Here is a 16461-nt window from a genome sequence, read left to right as displayed (position 1 = left end):
CTTGAGGCCATCACCATGATTCAATCCCTACCAGAATTTGTAACATTCGATGAATTCATAGATTGGTATCCTGAAAACTCACAACACCACTACGAACTGCACAATGGAGAGATTGTTGAGATGCCAAAAGCAACAGGCAAACATTCTAAACTGACAGGTTTTCTCGTAGCTGATCTCAATTTTGAAATCAGACGGCTACAATTGCCGTACTTCATCCCCAAAGAATCTGTCATCAAACCCATCCGGGAGGAATCTGGGTATGAACCAGATATTATTGTACTCAACGAACAAGCAATTGGAAACGAGCCTCGATGGGAGAAATCATCAATTATTACGATGGGTTCATCAGTCCCGCTAATCGTAGAAGTAACTAGCATTAACTGGGCGGATGATTATTCCCTAAAACTAGAGCAATATGAGTCAATGGGCATCCAAGAATATTGGATTGTAGACTATTTAGGATTGGGCGGCAGACGGTTTATCGGCAATCCTAAGCAACCAACTTTTTCGGTTTACCAATTAATTGATGGGGAATACCAAGTCAAACTGTTCCGAGGGGCTGAGGTGATTGAGTCGCCAACTTTCCCAGAATTGAACCTGACAGCGCAGCAGGTGTTCGCTAAAGGGAATTGAAGAGGCTGCGTTGTAAGAGTATATTGTAAAGAGGCGATCGCATCTAAGCTATCTTGTATAAATGCGATTCATCGCGTCTAAAGCAACGTCGGCAATTCCCCACTCTCAGATCGAAAATCTCATGAAGCTAGGACAGTGGATAGGCTTATTAGCCCTCATCGCATCTTGTTACATCCTGTGGCAAATCAGGCAGGCCCTGCTGCTGCTGTTTGCCGCCGTCGTCTTAGCCACGGCCTTAAACAGACTAGCACGCTACTTACAAAAAAAATTACGACTCAAAAGGTCGATCGCCGTACTGTGCTCAATTAGCTTATTATTGCTGATCTTCCTAGGCTTGTTCCTGATTGTTGTACCGCCCTTTGCCCAACAATTCCAACAACTTACCCAAAGAGCACCTCAAGGAATAGCAAGATTAAATGATTGGGTAGATGAAATCGAAACTCGCTTCTCCGGACAAATCGGACAACGGTTGCCGAATCTCGATGTTAACGATATTATGCGGCAACTGCAACCTTTATTTAACCAACTTGTGGGTGGTGCAGGAGCCTTTGTCGGCAACACTTTAGGCGTTATCCTCAGCTTTTTGCTAGTCTTAGTTTTGACTTTGATGACCTTAGCAGATCCCCTGTCTTACCGCAAAGCATTTATACAACTATTTCCCTCTTTTTACCGCCGACGAATTGAGGGTATTTTAGATGAATGCGAAATAGCTCTAGGCAGGTGGGTTATCGGCGCTTTAATTAGCATGAGTGTAATTGCTTTGTTGAGCTTAATTGGTTTGTCAGTCTTGCAAGTTCCCCTACCGCTAGCTCACGCTGTAGTAGCAGGATTTCTTAACTTAATTCCGAATATAGGCCCCACGATCAGCGTCATCCCGCCAATGACTATCGCACTTTTAGACTCTCCATTAAAATCAGGTTTAGTCCTCATCCTTTACTTTCTAATTCAACAATTTGAAAGCAACATCCTCACCCCTTACGTGATGGCACAGCAAGTGTCGCTGCTGCCAGCCGTAACATTAATAGCTCAAGTATTCTTCGCCACCTTTTTTGGATTTTTAGGCTTATTGCTAGCCCTCCCTCTCACCGTTGTGGCTCAAGTTTGGATTCGAGAAGCCCTAATTAAAGACATTCTCAACCAGTGGCACACCAATCCTAAAATGTTAGCAGCCATCGATTCGGGTATCCATGAGGAATATGAATCAATAGGAGTCACCGAAAGTGGGTCAGAAAAGTTACCCGAACACAAACCCGACATTCCAGAGGACGCAGGCAATGACGCTCCAGGAAATCAGTAATTCAGGTTTGTACTAATCCTAAATCTGGCTTAAATAGCAGTTTTTTTTTTGAGTCCGCGCAGGCGGACTTTGTTTTTTTATGAGCGATTTAAATCGCCTATTCTTGTAACAATCTTACCAAATTTTGCTGCAAAATAAGTGTTAGGTTTGTTTAAACTTGCCCTGTAAGCACAGGTGCGTCGCTGTGAGATTATCGATATTTAGTTAGAGATTTTTTATGGCGACACACCCTACGACTACTGTTATATTAAAGTCTTGCATTTTAAACCGCATCTTGTCCAGCGCTAAAAATCTGTTGCACCGTCAAATTTAACTGCGGAAATGTGGGCGACAAAACCCGATCGCTCCCCCGAAACTGACTGATTTGATACTCGCCGTCAACCAAATGGTTAACAAAGAAAGTAGGTTGTTTCGGATTGCCAATATAGCGTCTGCCACCAAGTCCCAAATAGTCCGCAATCCAGTATTCGGAAATGCCTAAAGCTTCGTAATCAACCAATTTGTGACCGTAATCATCCTGCCAATTGGTACTGACAACTTCGACAATTAGCCGAACAGAACTACCCATTGTAATGATAGATTCCTTTTTCCATCTTGGTTCGCTGTTCGTCCCTTGTCTGTCCAAAACGATCGCATCCGGTTCGTAACCAGAGCGCTCATTATCAGCTTTGACAACGCATTCTTTGGGAAGGAAGTACGGAAGTCCTAGTCGTCTGACTTCAAAGTTGAGCTCAGCGACAAGGAAGCCTGCTACTTCTGAATGTTCTCCGGTGGCTTTAGGCATCTCAACAATAGCTCCATTGTGCAGTTCGTAACGGTTTTCGGAATTTTCAGGATACCAGTCAATAAATTCATCGAACGTGACTGGTTTTAATATCGCTTGAGTCATGCCGATCGCTCCTTATGTTATTTATAAGATAATCCCGATCTCTGTTATAACATTTTGCTGTGTTCTCAAACCCAGACCGATCGCCAAAACTGCATTTGCCCGATCGACATTCCATCAAACTAAAATCTAAAAACTAAAAACTAAAATTATGAGATCGATCGACGAAATCAACGATAAAATCAGCCAAGGCAAAGCCACAGTCTGGACAATCGAAGAACTCAAAAGTAGAGTTCAAGAAACCAGCATTACCCAAGCAGCCAAAGAAGTCGATGTGATTACCACAGGCACCTTCGAGCCGATGGAATCCTCCGGTGCCATCATCAACCTCGGCCATACCGACCCCCCGATTAAAATCCGTCAGTGCTGGCTAGACGGCGTTTTAGCCTACTCCGGCTTCGGTGCAGTAGACCTGTACCTGGGAGCCACCCAAGTCGCAGAAGACGGCGAAGAATCCCGGGAACGGGGCGGCGGACACGTCATCGAAGACTTAATTGCCGGGAAACCCGTACAGTTGCGGGCCCTGGGACAAGTCACAGACTGCTACCCCCGCGCTTCCTTTGAAACCACAATTACCCGCGATACCATCAACCAATTTTATTTATTCAATCCCCGGAACGCATACCAAAACTTTATTGTGGGAGTCAACGGGGGCGATCGCCCGCTGTTCACCTACCTCGGCCCCCTGCAACCAAACCTCGGCAACGCCGTCTATTCGAGCCTGGGAGCCATGTCACCCCTGCTAAACGACCCCGACCTCGAACTGATCGGCATCGGCACTCGCATCTTCCTAGGAGGCGCTCAGGGCTACATCACCTGGGAAGGAACCCAGCACTTCCCGCTGCAAAAACGGCAACCCAACCGCACCCCCATCGGCCCAGCCGCCACCCTCGCACTCATCGGCGACGCCAAACAGATGAACTCCAAATGGGTGCGTGGCTGCTACTTCAAAAACTACGGCCCATCCCTGATGCTGGGAGTCGGCATCCCTTTTCCTGTCTTAAACGAAACAGTCGTCGCCCACTGCGCAGTCTCAGACAAAAAAATAGTCGCGCCGGTGGTAGATTTCTCTATCCCCCGGCGCGTTCGTCCCACATTCGGTTTAGTCAGTTACGCTCAATTAAAGACTGGCCGCATTCTCATCGAGGGCAAACCCGTGCGGGCCGCCCCCCTGGCGAGTATGTTTCTCTCCCGGCAAGTAGCAGTGGAATTGAAGCAGCAAATTGAAACTGGTCAATTTACCCTCACGGCCCCAGTTGCTCCCCTACCTACCGACAGAGTATTTCTCCCGCAAGATTTGTGGGGCGCCCAAGTCAGGCTGGAATAAACAATTTTAGATTGGCGATTTGGCGATTTTAGATCAGTGCGTCCAAGACTAATCCAAAATCTAAAATCTAAAATCTAAAATCGGCTTATTCCTCAACTGGCTTAGGCTTCTTCACCGGCTTAGGAAGAGCTTCCTTGGGGACAGCAGGTGCTGCGGCTGCTGCTCTTGCTGCGGACTTGATGGTAGGACGTTCTATAGGAGAGCCGTCACCGCTGGGTTTAGGAGTAAAGGGACGCTTGCTTCCCCCTCCTTTGTAGCCACCACCGGGCTTACCGCTTCCGGGGGGGAATTTCCGCTTCTTAATCGGTAGTGCGCCAATATTGTTAGCCTGCTCGATCATCAGACTGTCAGCTTTCAATTTGACGTGGAAATCCCAAAAAAAGCCGATCGCCTTTGTGCCTACATCTCCCTTGAGTTTCAGCTTAAAAAACTTCATCTTGTCGTCATTCTTGCGGGGAGCTTGCTTGATTTTGACGATGAGATACTTTTCTTCCTCTTGCGATTGTTGATAAATCACCTCGCCTCGAATCGAAAAATAGCCATCTTCAACATCAGGTTCCGAGGGCGACAAAGATGCGGTTGATACTTCGGCGCTAGTCTCAATCTCTCCTGCTTCGAGGTTTTCATCGTCAGAGTCCGGTTCCGAAGATTTTTTGAGCGTTTCCGGCTCCCAAACTCCCATAATTTGGGCGTGCAAGTTGCCGTCTTCTTGCCTGGTGCGGGGATAGACCACCCATAGGTGTTCTTGTTCGAGATCCAGGTGATTTTTGACTAAACTCATGACTCTACCGAGCAGAACTGCATCAATGGCAGTTCCGTCGGCAGCGATCAGCATACCCCGGGTAAATTGCTCTTCAGATTGCGTGTAGCGGCCCCGCACCAAACCAACAGCTCGGTACTGTCTGGGTTCGCTAGGGGGGGGAATAGGATGTTGGCGCATCGAAGGTATGCCATCGGCCTGACTTTCGCTAGCGGCAGGCTCGGCGGTTGCCAGGGGTGCGACTGTGAGCGCTGGAGTATCGCTGGCAGGTGCAGGAGGCGCGGATTGTGGCTCCGAGGATGCAGGAGCATCGCTGGGCGGGTCTTTTGGCTTTGTTTTTTCCCGATCGAGGACTGAATTGTAGCGCGGTCGTTGCAGCGAGTCCGTTGGCGGTGGGGCCTCTGTTGGCGCTGGGGCGTCCGTTGGCTCTGAGGCCTCCGTTGGCGTTAGCGGTTGATTTTGGTCAACAGGTGCAGCCGACGCGGCAGGCACGGGACTTTCGTCTGGTGTCTCGGGCACGGAGGCTGTAACTGCGGGCTGATTCACGGCTGGCTCGCTTGGCTGAGCCTTGCGAGTAGAAGTAGATTTGGACGATTTGGAAGACCGGTTCGGAGAGGGGTTCATAAAAAACTCCTTGCAGCGGAGACACATCCCTTGAGGGAAATTAGGAATAAACTGAAGAAACTGCTTTAAATACTACTAGCACCTGACTTGGGGCTTGCGCCGGAAAGTTTGGTTTTGACCCGTCAACGCCAACTTTCAATGCTAGGCCCGCTGGGGTTAGCAAATCTCAACCTCTTTGCCAGCAAGGAATTTGAGATTTTTTAACCCCAGGAGCGGGTCGATCGCGCGAAAGATGGCGTTGCCAGCTTGTAGCATTTAGGATATTCAGCTTGCCTATTTTACTTAATCCAATTACCTAGCGGGTCGATCCGCCATCTTTTTGGTAATTTTGAGCTTCACCAAACTCTCATTGGACGCAAACCGCAGTCCTTGGGGGCCGCAGGTATGAGTGTCCAAAATTGTTTGGCTAACCTGGAGTTGTGGGTCTGTTACCATATTAGCTGCAAGCAAAAGACTGGTTTGTGAATTGGGACTTTGAAGTTAAGAACTTTTATGGTTGCATGGATCTGGTGAAATTGCAGATGCCCCGTGGTGATGCGTTAATTCTTAGAAAATAGTAGATTTTAAGTTGGGATAGTTGAATTATGGAAAAAGCAAACAAGCGTCGTGGGTTGATTAGTGTGTTGGTGGTGCTGGCGATCGTCGCTTTTGTGGGATTTAGTTTGCTTCCACCACTTTTGGACAGTATTCTCAAGGGCAACCAAGCGCAAAGTCGATCGACTCCAACGCCAACTCAGACAGCGCAGTCTAGCGAAAAGCAATCGCAGTTGCTGCAAGATCAGGTGAGGGGGTACGAATTGGTTTTGCAGCGGGAACCTGACAATGTAACGGCTCTGCGGGGACTTTTGCAGGTACGGCTGGAGTTGATCGGACAAGGAGTGGGGGAGATTAAGGATGTGGTGCCGACTTTGGAAAAGTTGGCTAAGCTGAATCCTGACACTACGGAATACGGGATCTTGCTAGCTCAGGCGAAGGAACGCACGGGCGATCGCGAAGGAGCCGCTCAGGCTTATCGGTCTATTCTAGCGTCTAAGCCTGGGGAGATTGCGGCTTTGCAGGGATTGGTGAATTTGCTGTTGGTGCAGCAACGGCCCGAAGCTGCGATCGGACTGCTGCAAGATACCCTCAAGGCCGCTCCGGCTGCAAATCAGGCGAAACCGGCAAGTATTGATGTAACTTCGGTGCAGTTGATTTTGGGGCAGGTTTATGCGGTGCAGAAGCGCTACCCGGAGGCGATCGCGATTTACGACGAATCGGCTAAGGCTAATCCTAAAGATTTTCGTCCGACATTAGCAAAGGCGATCGTGTTTAAGGAACAGGGCAAAACTGACGAGGCAAAAACGCTGTTTGATAAAGCTACAGAGTTAGCTCCTCCTAACTACAAAGACCAAATTAATCAGTTAGCTAGCGGCACTCCTTCGCCTGCTCCTGCGGCAGAAAAAGCAAGTCCCGAATCGGGTGCTTCTCCTAGTCCCGAACCGGCTGCTTCTCCTAGTCCTGAAGGTGCGCTACCAAAACCTTAAGAACAGTTTTGAGTTTTGAGTGGTTCTGACTGAAAGAGTAGTCGTAGGGTGGGTCGCCATCTAAATTCCTCAATAAAGATCGAAAATCTTAGGGCGACGTACCTTATGAAATAGTTGAGAAAACAACCCAATACTTATTAGTAATACTCTTGAAAAAGGGTAAGTAGGTAAGTGCAAATAAATGTAGGATGGGGAGGGCAAATAAATGTAGGATGGGGAGGGCAAATAAATGTAGGATGGGGAGGGCAGGTTTTGCCACAATCAACTGCTTGCTAGCATATATATCGGCTAAACCTGCCCCTACAATATCTTATGGTTTTTTCCCGTGTATCTACTTATGAAAAATCCAAACTACTCGGATTATTCCCAATTATGTAGTCGTTAGGAAACGAAACCCGGTTTTTATGATATATATGAGTTAAGCGATGAAGAATACATGAAAAACCGGGTTTCTCACCCCTCGCGCTGAGCTTGCTGCTACCGATTACTAATTACTAATTACCAATTAGGTAAGACCTCGGAGGGAATTATGACCCAAAGCGTTGACCGCGTTGTTCTACCTCCTGCTTTTCCAGACCACACTCAATTACCAGAGTCGGATGGTACTTTTGTGAAAAATTTTTAGGAGCATCCGCAAAGCTTAATTTTAACAGATTCGATCGGCCCAATTTTGCAGCAGCGGCATCCTGACGGACAATATGCGATCGGTCAAGACTGCGGCATTTACTGGCGAGAAACCGATCCAGCAGAGAAAGGTGCAGAAGCTCCTGATTGGTTTTATGTTCCCAATGTACCTCCCAATTTAGACGGTAAAATTCGCCGTTCCTACGTGTTGTGGCGGGAGCACATAGCACCGTTAATTGCGTTGGAATTTGCGAGCAGCTTGCTTGAAAGTTCCAAACTCCTTATCTCATAAGTCATTACCAATCTCAAATCTTAAATCTCAAATCTCAAATGGCATGAGATAGTGGGAGGGAAATTGGGGAAAGGGCGATCGGTCTTGAATGTGCTAGGGTGCGATCGCAACCAATGACAGTCCAACTAACTTTCTGACTCCGCAGGGTGAGGCACAGACTTGGCTCTCCCTAAACGATAAGCTGTGAGAGGACTATTCCGAATATCTGCTTCTATCTGGGCAATCAGTTCATCAAGTGCAAAATTAAGACTATCAAACTGCCGACAGACTTCGCGCATTTTAGCAACTGTCTGCTTAACTTTTTCTGGTTCTGGTTGCGGTTGTTGAGTCATAGTAGGTTCCAATCACTTTTAGCTTCTCGGACAGTAGCTTCGCCGGCTTCGGCTGTAGCTTCAGCTTGTTCTATCGTTTGAGTCAGTAGTTCTATGGTAGCAGTAGGAGCGATCGGCTGAAATTCCGAAATTCGCAGGAGCAGGTTATAAAGGCGAGAATAGGAAGAGGTAGCTCGTTCTCTAATGTTTGTCAGTTGTTCTAGTACAGAAGCAGTTGCGTCGGTTTCTCCAAATATTTCAAAAATAGATAGTTCAGTCGCTCCCGCTTGATTGATTAGCTGCACAAGTCGGCGCTCTAATTCTAGAATAATTGTAATAGTTTCATCAGGCAAATCAGCCATGCGCTTTCTCCTCACTCTCATCCAACTCCGCCATAAAATCGGCTGTCGAACCAAATTTAACATTGGCTTCAGCAGACTCTTGACGAACTTCTGCCACTTCCTTGAGTAATTCATTTCGCTGCTTTTGTCGCAGACGATTCTGAAGAATATCTAGAAGCATGGCTTGATCTTCTAATGATAAAACTTCTACAGCTTCAAGAGCTTGCTAGAATTGAGATGTCTGTGTCGTTTTACTCATATTTTGTTTTTAGCTACTTAGAATCACGTTGGGAGAAGCAATGACCAGCGCCACATCCTCGCGTGTTGCTCCGATTGCTAACAAAGTTCTTACCATCAAATCAAGAGAAACAGACGGATCGCCAGCTTCAATTTTAGCTACCCGTGACTGACTTGACTTAATTTTTTTAGCTAAACTCTCTTGAGAAAGGTTTTGACTGATACGAAGCTGCTTCAAGCGTTTACTCAGAGACAGCTTCATCTCAATAAAAGCAACTTCTTCGGTCGAAAGTTCCAGAAACTCGGCGGCATCTCCCACGCGCCAACCTGCTGCTTCTAAACGTTGACGTTTAATGGCATCCATTGTAAATTTTACCTCATTTAATTATGTGAATTACACAGAAATCGGCTAACAAAAATAAAAACCCGTCACTTCAGCTAGGGGACTATTCCCAGAAACCCGGTTACGCCACAAAGAGTGCAAGTCCTAAAATAATTAGGTTCCTCCTGATATTTTATCGTACAATCTCAGTCGTCTCTGACAATTTTCCATTACGGGCTTAGGCGTTTTCTGGGTATTTTTTTTAAACACATCTGCGATGACAATAGCATCGAAGTCTATTCGGTAAATAATTCGCCACTGTTTATCGGCTTTACTATCACCGATCCGCAATTCGTGGCAGTGAGGGCCGATGCTTGGCATAGGTCGAGAAACAGGCATCGCTAAAATTTCTCCATTTTGTAACCTCCTTAATAATATCCCTGCCTCAATTCGCGCTGAGGTTTAAAAAGGGGGAGTTTTTACTTCGCCACTCAACCAAACAACATTTTTATTCTCGCCTTGGGATTCCATAAGTTAACCACTGTATAGTCATATAGTTTTGATTTATAATTATGTCATATCTGACATAATTATAGCAAAACATAACTAAAAGTGGTAGAAGACACCAAAGATTGCAGAATTTCTTCTCAATTCGTAACGTGCGCACCACAAGCCCTGTCAATATGGTCAAAAAGTCCCTCAAACACCTTGACAGGGCTGGGTGCGCACTGCGCACCGGTCTCCTCACGTTTCAGCGCCTTGATTCTGAATCCAAACTCCGAAAAGTAAATAGGGCGCGTCAGCTATTTGGTACTCCTATAAAAAACAAAATTTATTGATGGCTGACGCACCCGACAAATTAATACTTTCGTTCCTGCGGCTCGAACATCGTAATCGCCACCGGCATATAAGCCAAATCAATCCCCGCAGGCGAATAATAGGCCAGCGTATGCTTCAAGAAATTCCCATCATCGCGATCGGTAAAATCTTCCCGCGAATGCGCGCCCCGACTTTCCTGCCGATTCAAAGCAGAAGTTAAAATCATTTTCCCGACAATGATTAAACTCCGCAATTCCAAAGCTTCCACAATTTCGGTATTCCAAGATTTACCCTTGTCATCCAAGTAAACTTCTTGATATTGTTTTTCCAATTCCTCCAATTTATGCAAACCTTCCTGCATCAATTCGGCGCTGCGAAATACTCCGCAATATTCGGTCATCGTATCTTGGAACTTTTGCCGCACTTGATTGATGCGGTATTGTCCGGGACGGTCTACAAGTGCTTGAATTTGCTCTTGCGCTTCCTGGATGTAGCGCTGTTCATCTACTGCGGGTAACTTGCGATTTTGCACGAATTGTGCTATGGTTGCGCCAGTAACTTTGCCGTAAACTACACATTCTAAAAGCGAATTGCTGCCCAAACGGTTTGCGCCGTGTACTGATACGCAAGCTGCTTCGCCGGCTGCAAAGAAACCGTCTACTAAACTGTCAGCACTGCCGCGAACTTGTCCGCCTGTATTAGTCGGAATTCCGCCCATTGAATAGTGTACTGTCGGACGCACGGGCATCGGTTGATTTACAGCATCAATTCCTAATAAGCGGTGCGCTTCTTCCCAAGCAAAAGGTATTTTGCTCATGATTTTTTCGCGTCCCATGTGCCGCAAATCGAGGTAAATAAATGGGCCGCCGGCACTACCATCGAGATTGATTCCTCGGCCTGCGCGAATTTCTATGGACATCGATCGCGATGTAATGTCCCTGGGCGCTAATTCCATCCGCGACGGGGCATAATTCGCCATAAATCGATCGCCCTCTGAATTAATCAAATAAGCGCCTTCACCCCGCACAGCCTCCGAAATCAACACTCCCACCGGATACAAACCAGTCGGGTGAAACTGTACGAATTCCATATCTTCCAACGGCAATCCCGCCATAGCAGTCATCGCCAAACCGTCTCCAGTAGAGGCGTAATCGTTCGAGGTGGTGTTGTAAACTCGACCGTAACCCCCCGTAGCAAACATCACCGCCTTAGCGCGCACGACTGCAATTTCGCCGTCTATCAGGTTAAACATAACTACGCCCTTCGCTTGGCCTTCTTCCAAAATCAGGCGGGTGACGTACCACTCCTGATAGATGTGAACTCCGCAGCGGCGCAGATTGTTGACTAATTCGTGGAGGATGGCGTGACCGGTTTTGTCGGCGGCGTAGCAGGTGCGGTTGTGGGAATGTCCGCCGAATGCGCGCTGGGCAATTCTGCCGTCTGGGAGGCGGGAGAAAAGGACTCCCATGTGTTCTAAATCGATCACGACACCGGGTGCTTCGCGGGTGAGGATTTCTACGGCGTCTTGGTCGGCTAAATAGTCTGAACCTTTTACTGTGTCAAAGGCGTGGGCTTTCCAACTGTCTTCGGGATCGACGTTTTGCAGGCTGGAGGCCATGCCGCCTTGGGCTGCGACGGAGTGCGATCGAATTGGGTGAGTTTTGGCAACTATAGCTACCTTTAAACTGGGGTCAGTCCGGGCAATTTCTACGGCTGCGCGGCAGCCTGCTAAACCGCCGCCTACAATGATTACGTCGTGTTCTAGCATTTTTTTGAATCATGTTGAGTGTTCTCCTAACTTATCGTGACGCAAAAAAAAACTTCCTACCAAAATATCGGGAAGTTTTTTAACTTTTGATTGGAATCGAACATCAAAGTCTAAAATTTCAAATTGAACTAGCCGAGGATTTCGACAGACCTCTGATTCGACTGATTTCCCGTTGCAGAAGGTTGATCTTCGGTGGCGGGGTTTACGGAAAGCACTTCAATGTTATTGAGCAGAGTTGTCACGAAAGCAAACAGCAAAAAGGGCAGAGACAGCACTAAAATCAAGCCGACGGTAGCTAAGGCGTAGATTTGGCGGGCGCTGCTCCAGAGGGCGAGTGCTGACGCTAGACTCAGGAAGATGACTATCAGCCAAATAATGATTTGACCGTAAATGTCGCCAAAGGTGAGGGTACATTTAAGGCGATAGTTGTGAATGTTATCCATTTTATGCCTCGGGAGATTGCTATTACGACTTGTCGAAAAATACTTTAACAGTCTGTGAATGCCGACTGTAAATTAATAATTTTAGCTGCTGCAACTTGGTTTTGAGGCGGTTTTAAACATTTTTATAGAAGTTTGCAACAACACTTTATAAATTTTTGCTTCTGATTGGGAAATTTTACCGAAACCAGACTTACGCACTCGCCCGCAAAGAAACCGGGTTTTTACTGTTTTGGCGCCTGTAACGCGTATTTTCGCAAAAAACCCGGTTTCTGAACCCCCGTGCGTCGCCAATTACGCAAGAAAGGCACAAGGGAAACTCTACTTTTTGGCTGACCCGGATTTTGTAAAGTAATGTTAAGCTGCATGGGTATGGAATCAACGTTTATAGCGTCTTATAGCAACCGCCACATCGGTGAGGACATAAATAACTTCATGAATAGAGCCGATACCCGTACTGCATCAATGATTTGATTCGGGTTATGCCAACTGTCAACCCCTCGGCTCCGCTCGGGGCAAGCTGTCCACTGTCAACTGTCCACTGCTATACCTGTGTTTTAGCTCATGTCTTCCGATCGCACATTGATGATTTCGCGCTGTTTCCTGGCTGGTGTGGGAACGCAGATGTTTGTACACCACCAGCCGCGGATTCCGCAAGAGAGTCCGGTACTGTTGGTGAGCAATCATCGCAGTTTCCTCGATCCTGTGGTGCTGACGGCGGCTTTGGGTCGATCGATCCGGTTTGCTTGTCATCATTACATGGGTCAAGTTCCGGTGATTCGGGAAGTTGTCACGACTTTTGGGGCTTTCCCTTTGGAAGCACCGCAGTACCGACAGCAGCATTTTTTCTCTCAAGCGACGGCGCTGCTGCAAACTGGGGAGATGGTGGGGGTGTTTCCTGAGGGTGCAGAACCGATGGTGAACTTTACTCAACCGCATACTGTGGGGAAGTTTCAGCGGGGATTTGCTCATTTGGCTTTGCGGGCGTCGGTGCGGAATTTGGCGGTTTTGCCGGTGGCGATTGCTTCGATGGAAGAAGAGTCAGTACGATCGGGTTTACCGCTCAAGTTGTTGAGTTTGTTCGATCCTTCGGAACCTTTGTTCGATCGCGCTGGGTGGCATCCTGTGATAGTTTATCAACGAGTTAATGTTTTAATCGGCCGCCCTTACTGGATTACGGTCGATCGACAGCGGCAATATCGAGGCAAAAAAGCCAAAGCAGTTGTTGCTGAACTTACAGAACACTGTCAGGGAGAAATTGCACAATTACTCGATCGAGGATGTGTTTAAGGAAGAAGTCAGTAGTCAGTGGTCAGTGGTCAGTGGTCAGTGGTCAGTAGTCAGTGGTCAGTAGTCAGTGGTCAGTTGTAAAAAGGAGCAATAAATTACCAATTACGAATTGGCACCCTTCGGCTTCGCTAGCAAGATGACCAATTACCAATTACCAATTACCAATTACCAATTACCAATTACCAATTACCAATTACCAATTACCAATTACCCGATTAAGTTTAATCATGGCAAATGCTAACAACAAGGTTCGTTTTCTAAGCCCGAAACCGCCGAAACCCGATCGCCCTTTATTTGTATTTCTGCCCGGTATGGATGGCAGCGGTTTGCTGCTGCGGCCGCAAATTGCTAAATTAGTTCAGGATTTCGACATTCGCTGCCTAACTTTACCAGCTAACGACATGGCTAGTTGGGAGGTACTTGTGACGGAAACAATAGCCTTAATTGAAGCAGAAAAGGAAGCTAATCAGCGGCCGGTTTATCTGTGCGGCGAGTCATTTGGGGGCTGCTTGGCGATGAAAGTTGTTTTAGAAGCTACTGAATTGTGCGATCGACTAATTTTAGTTAATCCAGCTTCTTCTTTCCGACAACAGCCTTGGGTGCAGTGGGGTTCCCACCTAACTCAGTGGTTGCCGCCGAATCTTTATCCGCTGTCGGTAATCGGTCTCTTGCCGATTTTAGCATCGTTGGGAAAGATTGCCCGCGACGACCGCCGCGCTTTGCTAGAAGCGATGCAAGCGGTACCGCAAAATACGTCTGTGTGGAGATTGGCGTTAGTGCGATCGTTTAATGTTGATGAAAATCAGTTGCGCGGCATCAAACAGCCGACGTTAGTAATTGCTAGCGGTGCCGATCGGCTGCTGCCTTCTATGGCAGAAGCGAAGCTTTTAGTCAAGGTAATTCCCAATGCTGAAATGGTGATGCTGGCGAACAGCGGTCATGCTTGTTTGTTAGAAACAGATGTTGACCTTTACGCGATTATGCAAGCTCGCAATTTTTTGACAGAAGCCGAAGAAAATCTCGCATTAGTCAATAGTCAATAGTCAGTTGTCAGTTGTTAGTAGTCAGTAGTCAGTGGGCAGTTGTTAGTAGTCAGTGGGCAGTAGTCAGTAGTCAGTAGTCAGTAGTCAGTAGTCAGTAGCGACAAAATTACAGAGTGGGCTATCGGTAAAGTTTATATCCAAATATACCCCGCTTACAATCATTAGCAAGTATCGGGAGACAAGCTACTAATGACTAATGACTAATGACCACCCTTCGGCGAAGCCGAGCGGGCAAGATGACCAATGACAACTGATAACTGACAACTGATAACTGACAACTGACAACTGACAACTGACTAATTAAGATTCAGCCATTTTTGAGCGTTAAGCCGCTGGACGACGCCAAACACCATGAGGTCTAGTGTTACCTTGCGCTCGTCGATCAAAAAAGGCTCTAAAGTGCTGGTCTTGGTATTATTTTCAGCGCAGGAAAACGCCCTTTGACTTTGAATATTTTCTTGAGGAAAATACAGGTTAAATTGGCGCTGACCTTCTTGGAATTTACCAATTACCTGCCAGCAATCCCCGGCGGAACTCATGCCAGCAAGGGGGAGTTTTTGCTTGGTCAAACTCACATCTAAATCCTTAACGCCCTGCTTAGCCAAAGCAGTTTGCAAGGCGGGCAAATAATCTTGTTGCATAAATTCAGCAAAGGGCTTGTCTTCAACAGCCGGTGCTTTTTCCTTTTTAGCTTTAGCTGGGGGCGTGTCGCCGTCAGCGGGCTTGGCTGCGGGCTTTTTAGCAGCCGCAGAGGGCTTGTCAGTGCTGGGTAAGTCGCTGGTATCGGGTGTATCGGAACTCGGGGCGTTCTCGATCGCATCACTGGGAGTTTCGGATTCGCCAGCGGTTGGATTTTTCGGTTCTTCTGACATTAACGCTTCCTTGTAAAAGTGATGAGTAGAGTAGTCATTAGTCAGCAGTCGTGCCGTCTCAAGCTCGCTCTTGGGGACGATCGGAGGCTCTGACTAATAACTAATGACTAATGACTATTCTAAATCTCTGCGACTGCTCGTTCAATCAAACGGCGGGCGAGAGTTTGCACACCGGTATGTTCGTAGTAGTTGGTAGTCATGTCGAGGAATGCGCCCACATAGTCCACCTTGTCAGCAGAAATTTCGACAAAATTCTGCAAGTGGCCGAGTACGTTTTGGGGAGTCAAACCTCGATCGCTCACAAACGAACTCATCCAGCCGGAAACCGAGTTAAAGCTTTCCCCGATAAAGCCGAGTTGGCCTGCGGGAGAGCCACCAGGAATCATGCCGCCGATCGATTTAAACGCCGGATTATCTTGCATATCGCTGGGGGAGAGCTTTTGAATCCAAGACTGAGTAGCGAGGATAAAGTCTGGGCCCAAAGGAATCAAACCGTCGAAACAAACCAAAGCAGCCATCCGCATCAGGGATTCACCGCCGTAGTCGCCCAAAGCTCCGGCAAAATCGCCGATGCTGTCGCCGGGAAGCCCGTTTATTTGACAAAAAGCCAGCAATTCTGTGACTAATTTTAGAGAAAGGTCGATCGTTTGAGCTTTTTCTGGCTTGGGGGTGAGATTGCCGAGCATCGACAAAAACGGCACATTTTGGGCGACTTTGTTAGCTAGGGCTGCGGTACCGAGGGCGCTAGAGGCACTGTCGATCGTTTGGTAGAGCCAGAGAGCGCGCTGGTAGCCTTCAGATTTATCGTTGTAGAGGGTGATAGCCCGATCGCCAATTTGCTGAATCATTTCTTCATCAGTTTCGCCTGTAACGGTGCGAATCGTATTTTCAAACCCAACTAAATTGTTCCACTCGCCGGGAACCACAAAGTCAAGCGCTCGCAGGGCTTTGACAGTCATGTTGTCTTTAGGCAGTCGATCGACTAATTCAAAGACTGTTTTGCTCACAAAAAACTCCTTATGGTGGTACGGGAATCAAAGGTATTACTTTTG

17 protein-coding genes and 1 pseudogene are annotated in these 16461 nt (G+C 47.3%); 7 read left to right on the top strand and 11 right to left on the bottom strand.

Features of this window, described 5'->3' with window-relative positions; all coding sequences use genetic code 11:
- The first annotated feature begins 15 nt into the window (after positions 1-15).
- Positions 16-633 (top strand): Uma2 family endonuclease, encoded by a 618-nt coding sequence (locus QUB68_RS20900; RefSeq protein ID WP_332996015.1) that lies wholly within the window; start codon positions 16-18, stop codon positions 631-633.
- A 121-nt stretch (positions 634-754) separates the two neighbouring features.
- Complete coding sequence (locus QUB68_RS20895; protein ID WP_332996013.1) at positions 755-1930, top strand: AI-2E family transporter; 1176 nt, start codon at positions 755-757, stop codon at positions 1928-1930.
- A gap of 262 nt (positions 1931-2192) precedes the next feature.
- On the opposite strand, the gene QUB68_RS20890 is transcribed toward QUB68_RS20895, so the two are convergent.
- A complete protein-coding gene (locus QUB68_RS20890; protein WP_332996012.1) occupies positions 2193-2819 on the bottom strand; it encodes a Uma2 family endonuclease in 627 nt (208 codons plus the stop codon).
- Between the two features lie 148 nt (positions 2820-2967).
- On the opposite strand from QUB68_RS20890, the gene QUB68_RS20885 reads away from it, so the two are divergent.
- The gene (locus tag QUB68_RS20885; protein ID WP_332996010.1) at positions 2968-4143 is read left to right on the top strand and encodes a homocysteine biosynthesis protein; all 1176 of its coding nucleotides are present in this window, start codon (positions 2968-2970) and stop codon (positions 4141-4143) included.
- An 85-nt stretch (positions 4144-4228) separates the two neighbouring features.
- On the opposite strand, the gene QUB68_RS20880 is transcribed toward QUB68_RS20885, so the two are convergent.
- Positions 4229-5449 carry a hypothetical protein gene (locus QUB68_RS20880; RefSeq protein WP_442923111.1) on the bottom strand — a complete coding sequence of 407 codons (1221 nt, stop codon included), beginning with the start codon at positions 5447-5449 and terminating at the stop codon, positions 4229-4231.
- Between the two features lie 662 nt (positions 5450-6111).
- Between QUB68_RS20880 and QUB68_RS20875 the strand changes: the two genes are divergently transcribed.
- Together QUB68_RS20875 and QUB68_RS20870 are read left to right on the top strand one after the other, a co-directional pair.
- Positions 6112-7050 carry a tetratricopeptide repeat protein gene (locus QUB68_RS20875; RefSeq protein WP_332996007.1) on the top strand — a complete coding sequence of 313 codons (939 nt, stop codon included), beginning with the start codon at positions 6112-6114 and terminating at the stop codon, positions 7048-7050.
- A gap of 529 nt (positions 7051-7579) precedes the next feature.
- Positions 7580-7930, top strand: a pseudogene (locus QUB68_RS20870) (Uma2 family endonuclease); the annotation flags it as partial.
- Between the two features lie 161 nt (positions 7931-8091).
- Here QUB68_RS20870 and QUB68_RS20865 read toward each other — a convergent pair.
- The 7 genes from QUB68_RS20865 to QUB68_RS20835 form a co-directional block, all read right to left on the bottom strand.
- The gene (locus QUB68_RS20865; RefSeq protein ID WP_332996005.1) at positions 8092-8298 is read right to left on the bottom strand and encodes a hypothetical protein; all 207 of its coding nucleotides are present in this window, start codon (positions 8296-8298) and stop codon (positions 8092-8094) included.
- Complete coding sequence (locus tag QUB68_RS20860) at positions 8295-8639, bottom strand: hypothetical protein (protein ID WP_332996003.1); 345 nt, start codon at positions 8637-8639, stop codon at positions 8295-8297. The genes QUB68_RS20865 and QUB68_RS20860 overlap by 4 nt, the downstream gene beginning before the upstream one ends.
- On the bottom strand, positions 8632-8799 hold the full coding sequence (locus tag QUB68_RS20855; protein WP_332996002.1) for a hypothetical protein: 168 nt from the start codon (positions 8797-8799) through the stop codon (positions 8632-8634). Before QUB68_RS20855 ends, QUB68_RS20860 begins: the two co-directional genes overlap by 8 nt.
- Positions 8800-8886: 87 nt before the next feature.
- Positions 8887-9219 (bottom strand): helix-turn-helix transcriptional regulator, encoded by a 333-nt coding sequence (locus QUB68_RS20850; RefSeq protein WP_332996000.1) that lies wholly within the window; start codon positions 9217-9219, stop codon positions 8887-8889.
- 132 nt (positions 9220-9351) lie between these two features.
- The gene (locus tag QUB68_RS20845) at positions 9352-9627 is read right to left on the bottom strand and encodes a type II toxin-antitoxin system RelE/ParE family toxin (protein ID WP_332996121.1); all 276 of its coding nucleotides are present in this window, start codon (positions 9625-9627) and stop codon (positions 9352-9354) included.
- A gap of 409 nt (positions 9628-10036) precedes the next feature.
- A complete protein-coding gene (locus tag QUB68_RS20840; RefSeq protein ID WP_332995998.1) occupies positions 10037-11764 on the bottom strand; it encodes a succinate dehydrogenase/fumarate reductase flavoprotein subunit in 1728 nt (575 codons plus the stop codon).
- A 128-nt stretch (positions 11765-11892) separates the two neighbouring features.
- Positions 11893-12207, bottom strand: a complete 315-nt coding sequence (locus QUB68_RS20835; RefSeq protein ID WP_332995996.1) for a hypothetical protein — start codon at positions 12205-12207, stop codon at positions 11893-11895.
- A gap of 561 nt (positions 12208-12768) precedes the next feature.
- Here QUB68_RS20835 and QUB68_RS20830 point away from each other — a divergent pair.
- Together QUB68_RS20830 and QUB68_RS20825 are read left to right on the top strand one after the other, a co-directional pair.
- The gene (locus tag QUB68_RS20830; protein ID WP_332995994.1) at positions 12769-13494 is read left to right on the top strand and encodes a lysophospholipid acyltransferase family protein; all 726 of its coding nucleotides are present in this window, start codon (positions 12769-12771) and stop codon (positions 13492-13494) included.
- Between the two features lie 227 nt (positions 13495-13721).
- Positions 13722-14537 carry an alpha/beta fold hydrolase gene (locus QUB68_RS20825; RefSeq protein ID WP_332995993.1) on the top strand — a complete coding sequence of 272 codons (816 nt, stop codon included), beginning with the start codon at positions 13722-13724 and terminating at the stop codon, positions 14535-14537.
- Between the two features lie 296 nt (positions 14538-14833).
- Here the strand turns inward: QUB68_RS20825 and QUB68_RS20820 are convergent, their stop codons facing one another.
- Positions 14834-15409, bottom strand: coding sequence for a DUF2996 domain-containing protein (locus tag QUB68_RS20820; RefSeq protein WP_332995991.1), 576 nt, complete (start codon positions 15407-15409; stop codon positions 14834-14836).
- A gap of 119 nt (positions 15410-15528) precedes the next feature.
- Complete coding sequence (locus tag QUB68_RS20815; RefSeq protein ID WP_332995989.1) at positions 15529-16416, bottom strand: hypothetical protein; 888 nt, start codon at positions 16414-16416, stop codon at positions 15529-15531.
- Between the last annotated feature and the right edge of the window lie 45 nt (positions 16417-16461).

The sequence above is a fragment of the Microcoleus sp. A006_D1 genome, from assembly GCF_036702805.1.
Taxonomy (GTDB): Bacteria; Cyanobacteriota; Cyanobacteriia; order Cyanobacteriales; family Microcoleaceae; genus Microcoleus.
Note: the sequence above shows the minus strand (reverse complement) of the source record. Positions and strands in the feature narration are given on the sequence as shown.

Coding starts and splice junctions, on each gene's coding strand:
- QUB68_RS20900 (WP_332996015.1), top strand. CDS start 16: ATGATTCAATCCCTACCAGAATTTGTAACATTCGATGAATTCATAGAT.
- QUB68_RS20895 (WP_332996013.1), top strand. CDS start 755: ATGAAGCTAGGACAGTGGATAGGCTTATTAGCCCTCATCGCATCTTGT.
- QUB68_RS20890 (WP_332996012.1), bottom strand. CDS start 2,819: ATGACTCAAGCGATATTAAAACCAGTCACGTTCGATGAATTTATTGAC.
- QUB68_RS20885 (WP_332996010.1), top strand. CDS start 2,968: ATGAGATCGATCGACGAAATCAACGATAAAATCAGCCAAGGCAAAGCC.
- QUB68_RS20875 (WP_332996007.1), top strand. CDS start 6,112: ATGGAAAAAGCAAACAAGCGTCGTGGGTTGATTAGTGTGTTGGTGGTG.
- QUB68_RS20865 (WP_332996005.1), bottom strand. CDS start 8,298: ATGACTCAACAACCGCAACCAGAACCAGAAAAAGTTAAGCAGACAGTT.
- QUB68_RS20860 (WP_332996003.1), bottom strand. CDS start 8,639: ATGGCTGATTTGCCTGATGAAACTATTACAATTATTCTAGAATTAGAG.
- QUB68_RS20855 (WP_332996002.1), bottom strand. CDS start 8,799: ATGCTTCTAGATATTCTTCAGAATCGTCTGCGACAAAAGCAGCGAAAT.
- QUB68_RS20850 (WP_332996000.1), bottom strand. CDS start 9,219: ATGGATGCCATTAAACGTCAACGTTTAGAAGCAGCAGGTTGGCGCGTG.
- QUB68_RS20840 (WP_332995998.1), bottom strand. CDS start 11,764: ATGCTAGAACACGACGTAATCATTGTAGGCGGCGGTTTAGCAGGCTGC.
- QUB68_RS20835 (WP_332995996.1), bottom strand. CDS start 12,207: ATGGATAACATTCACAACTATCGCCTTAAATGTACCCTCACCTTTGGC.
- QUB68_RS20830 (WP_332995994.1), top strand. CDS start 12,769: ATGTCTTCCGATCGCACATTGATGATTTCGCGCTGTTTCCTGGCTGGT.
- QUB68_RS20825 (WP_332995993.1), top strand. CDS start 13,722: ATGGCAAATGCTAACAACAAGGTTCGTTTTCTAAGCCCGAAACCGCCG.
- QUB68_RS20820 (WP_332995991.1), bottom strand. CDS start 15,409: ATGTCAGAAGAACCGAAAAATCCAACCGCTGGCGAATCCGAAACTCCC.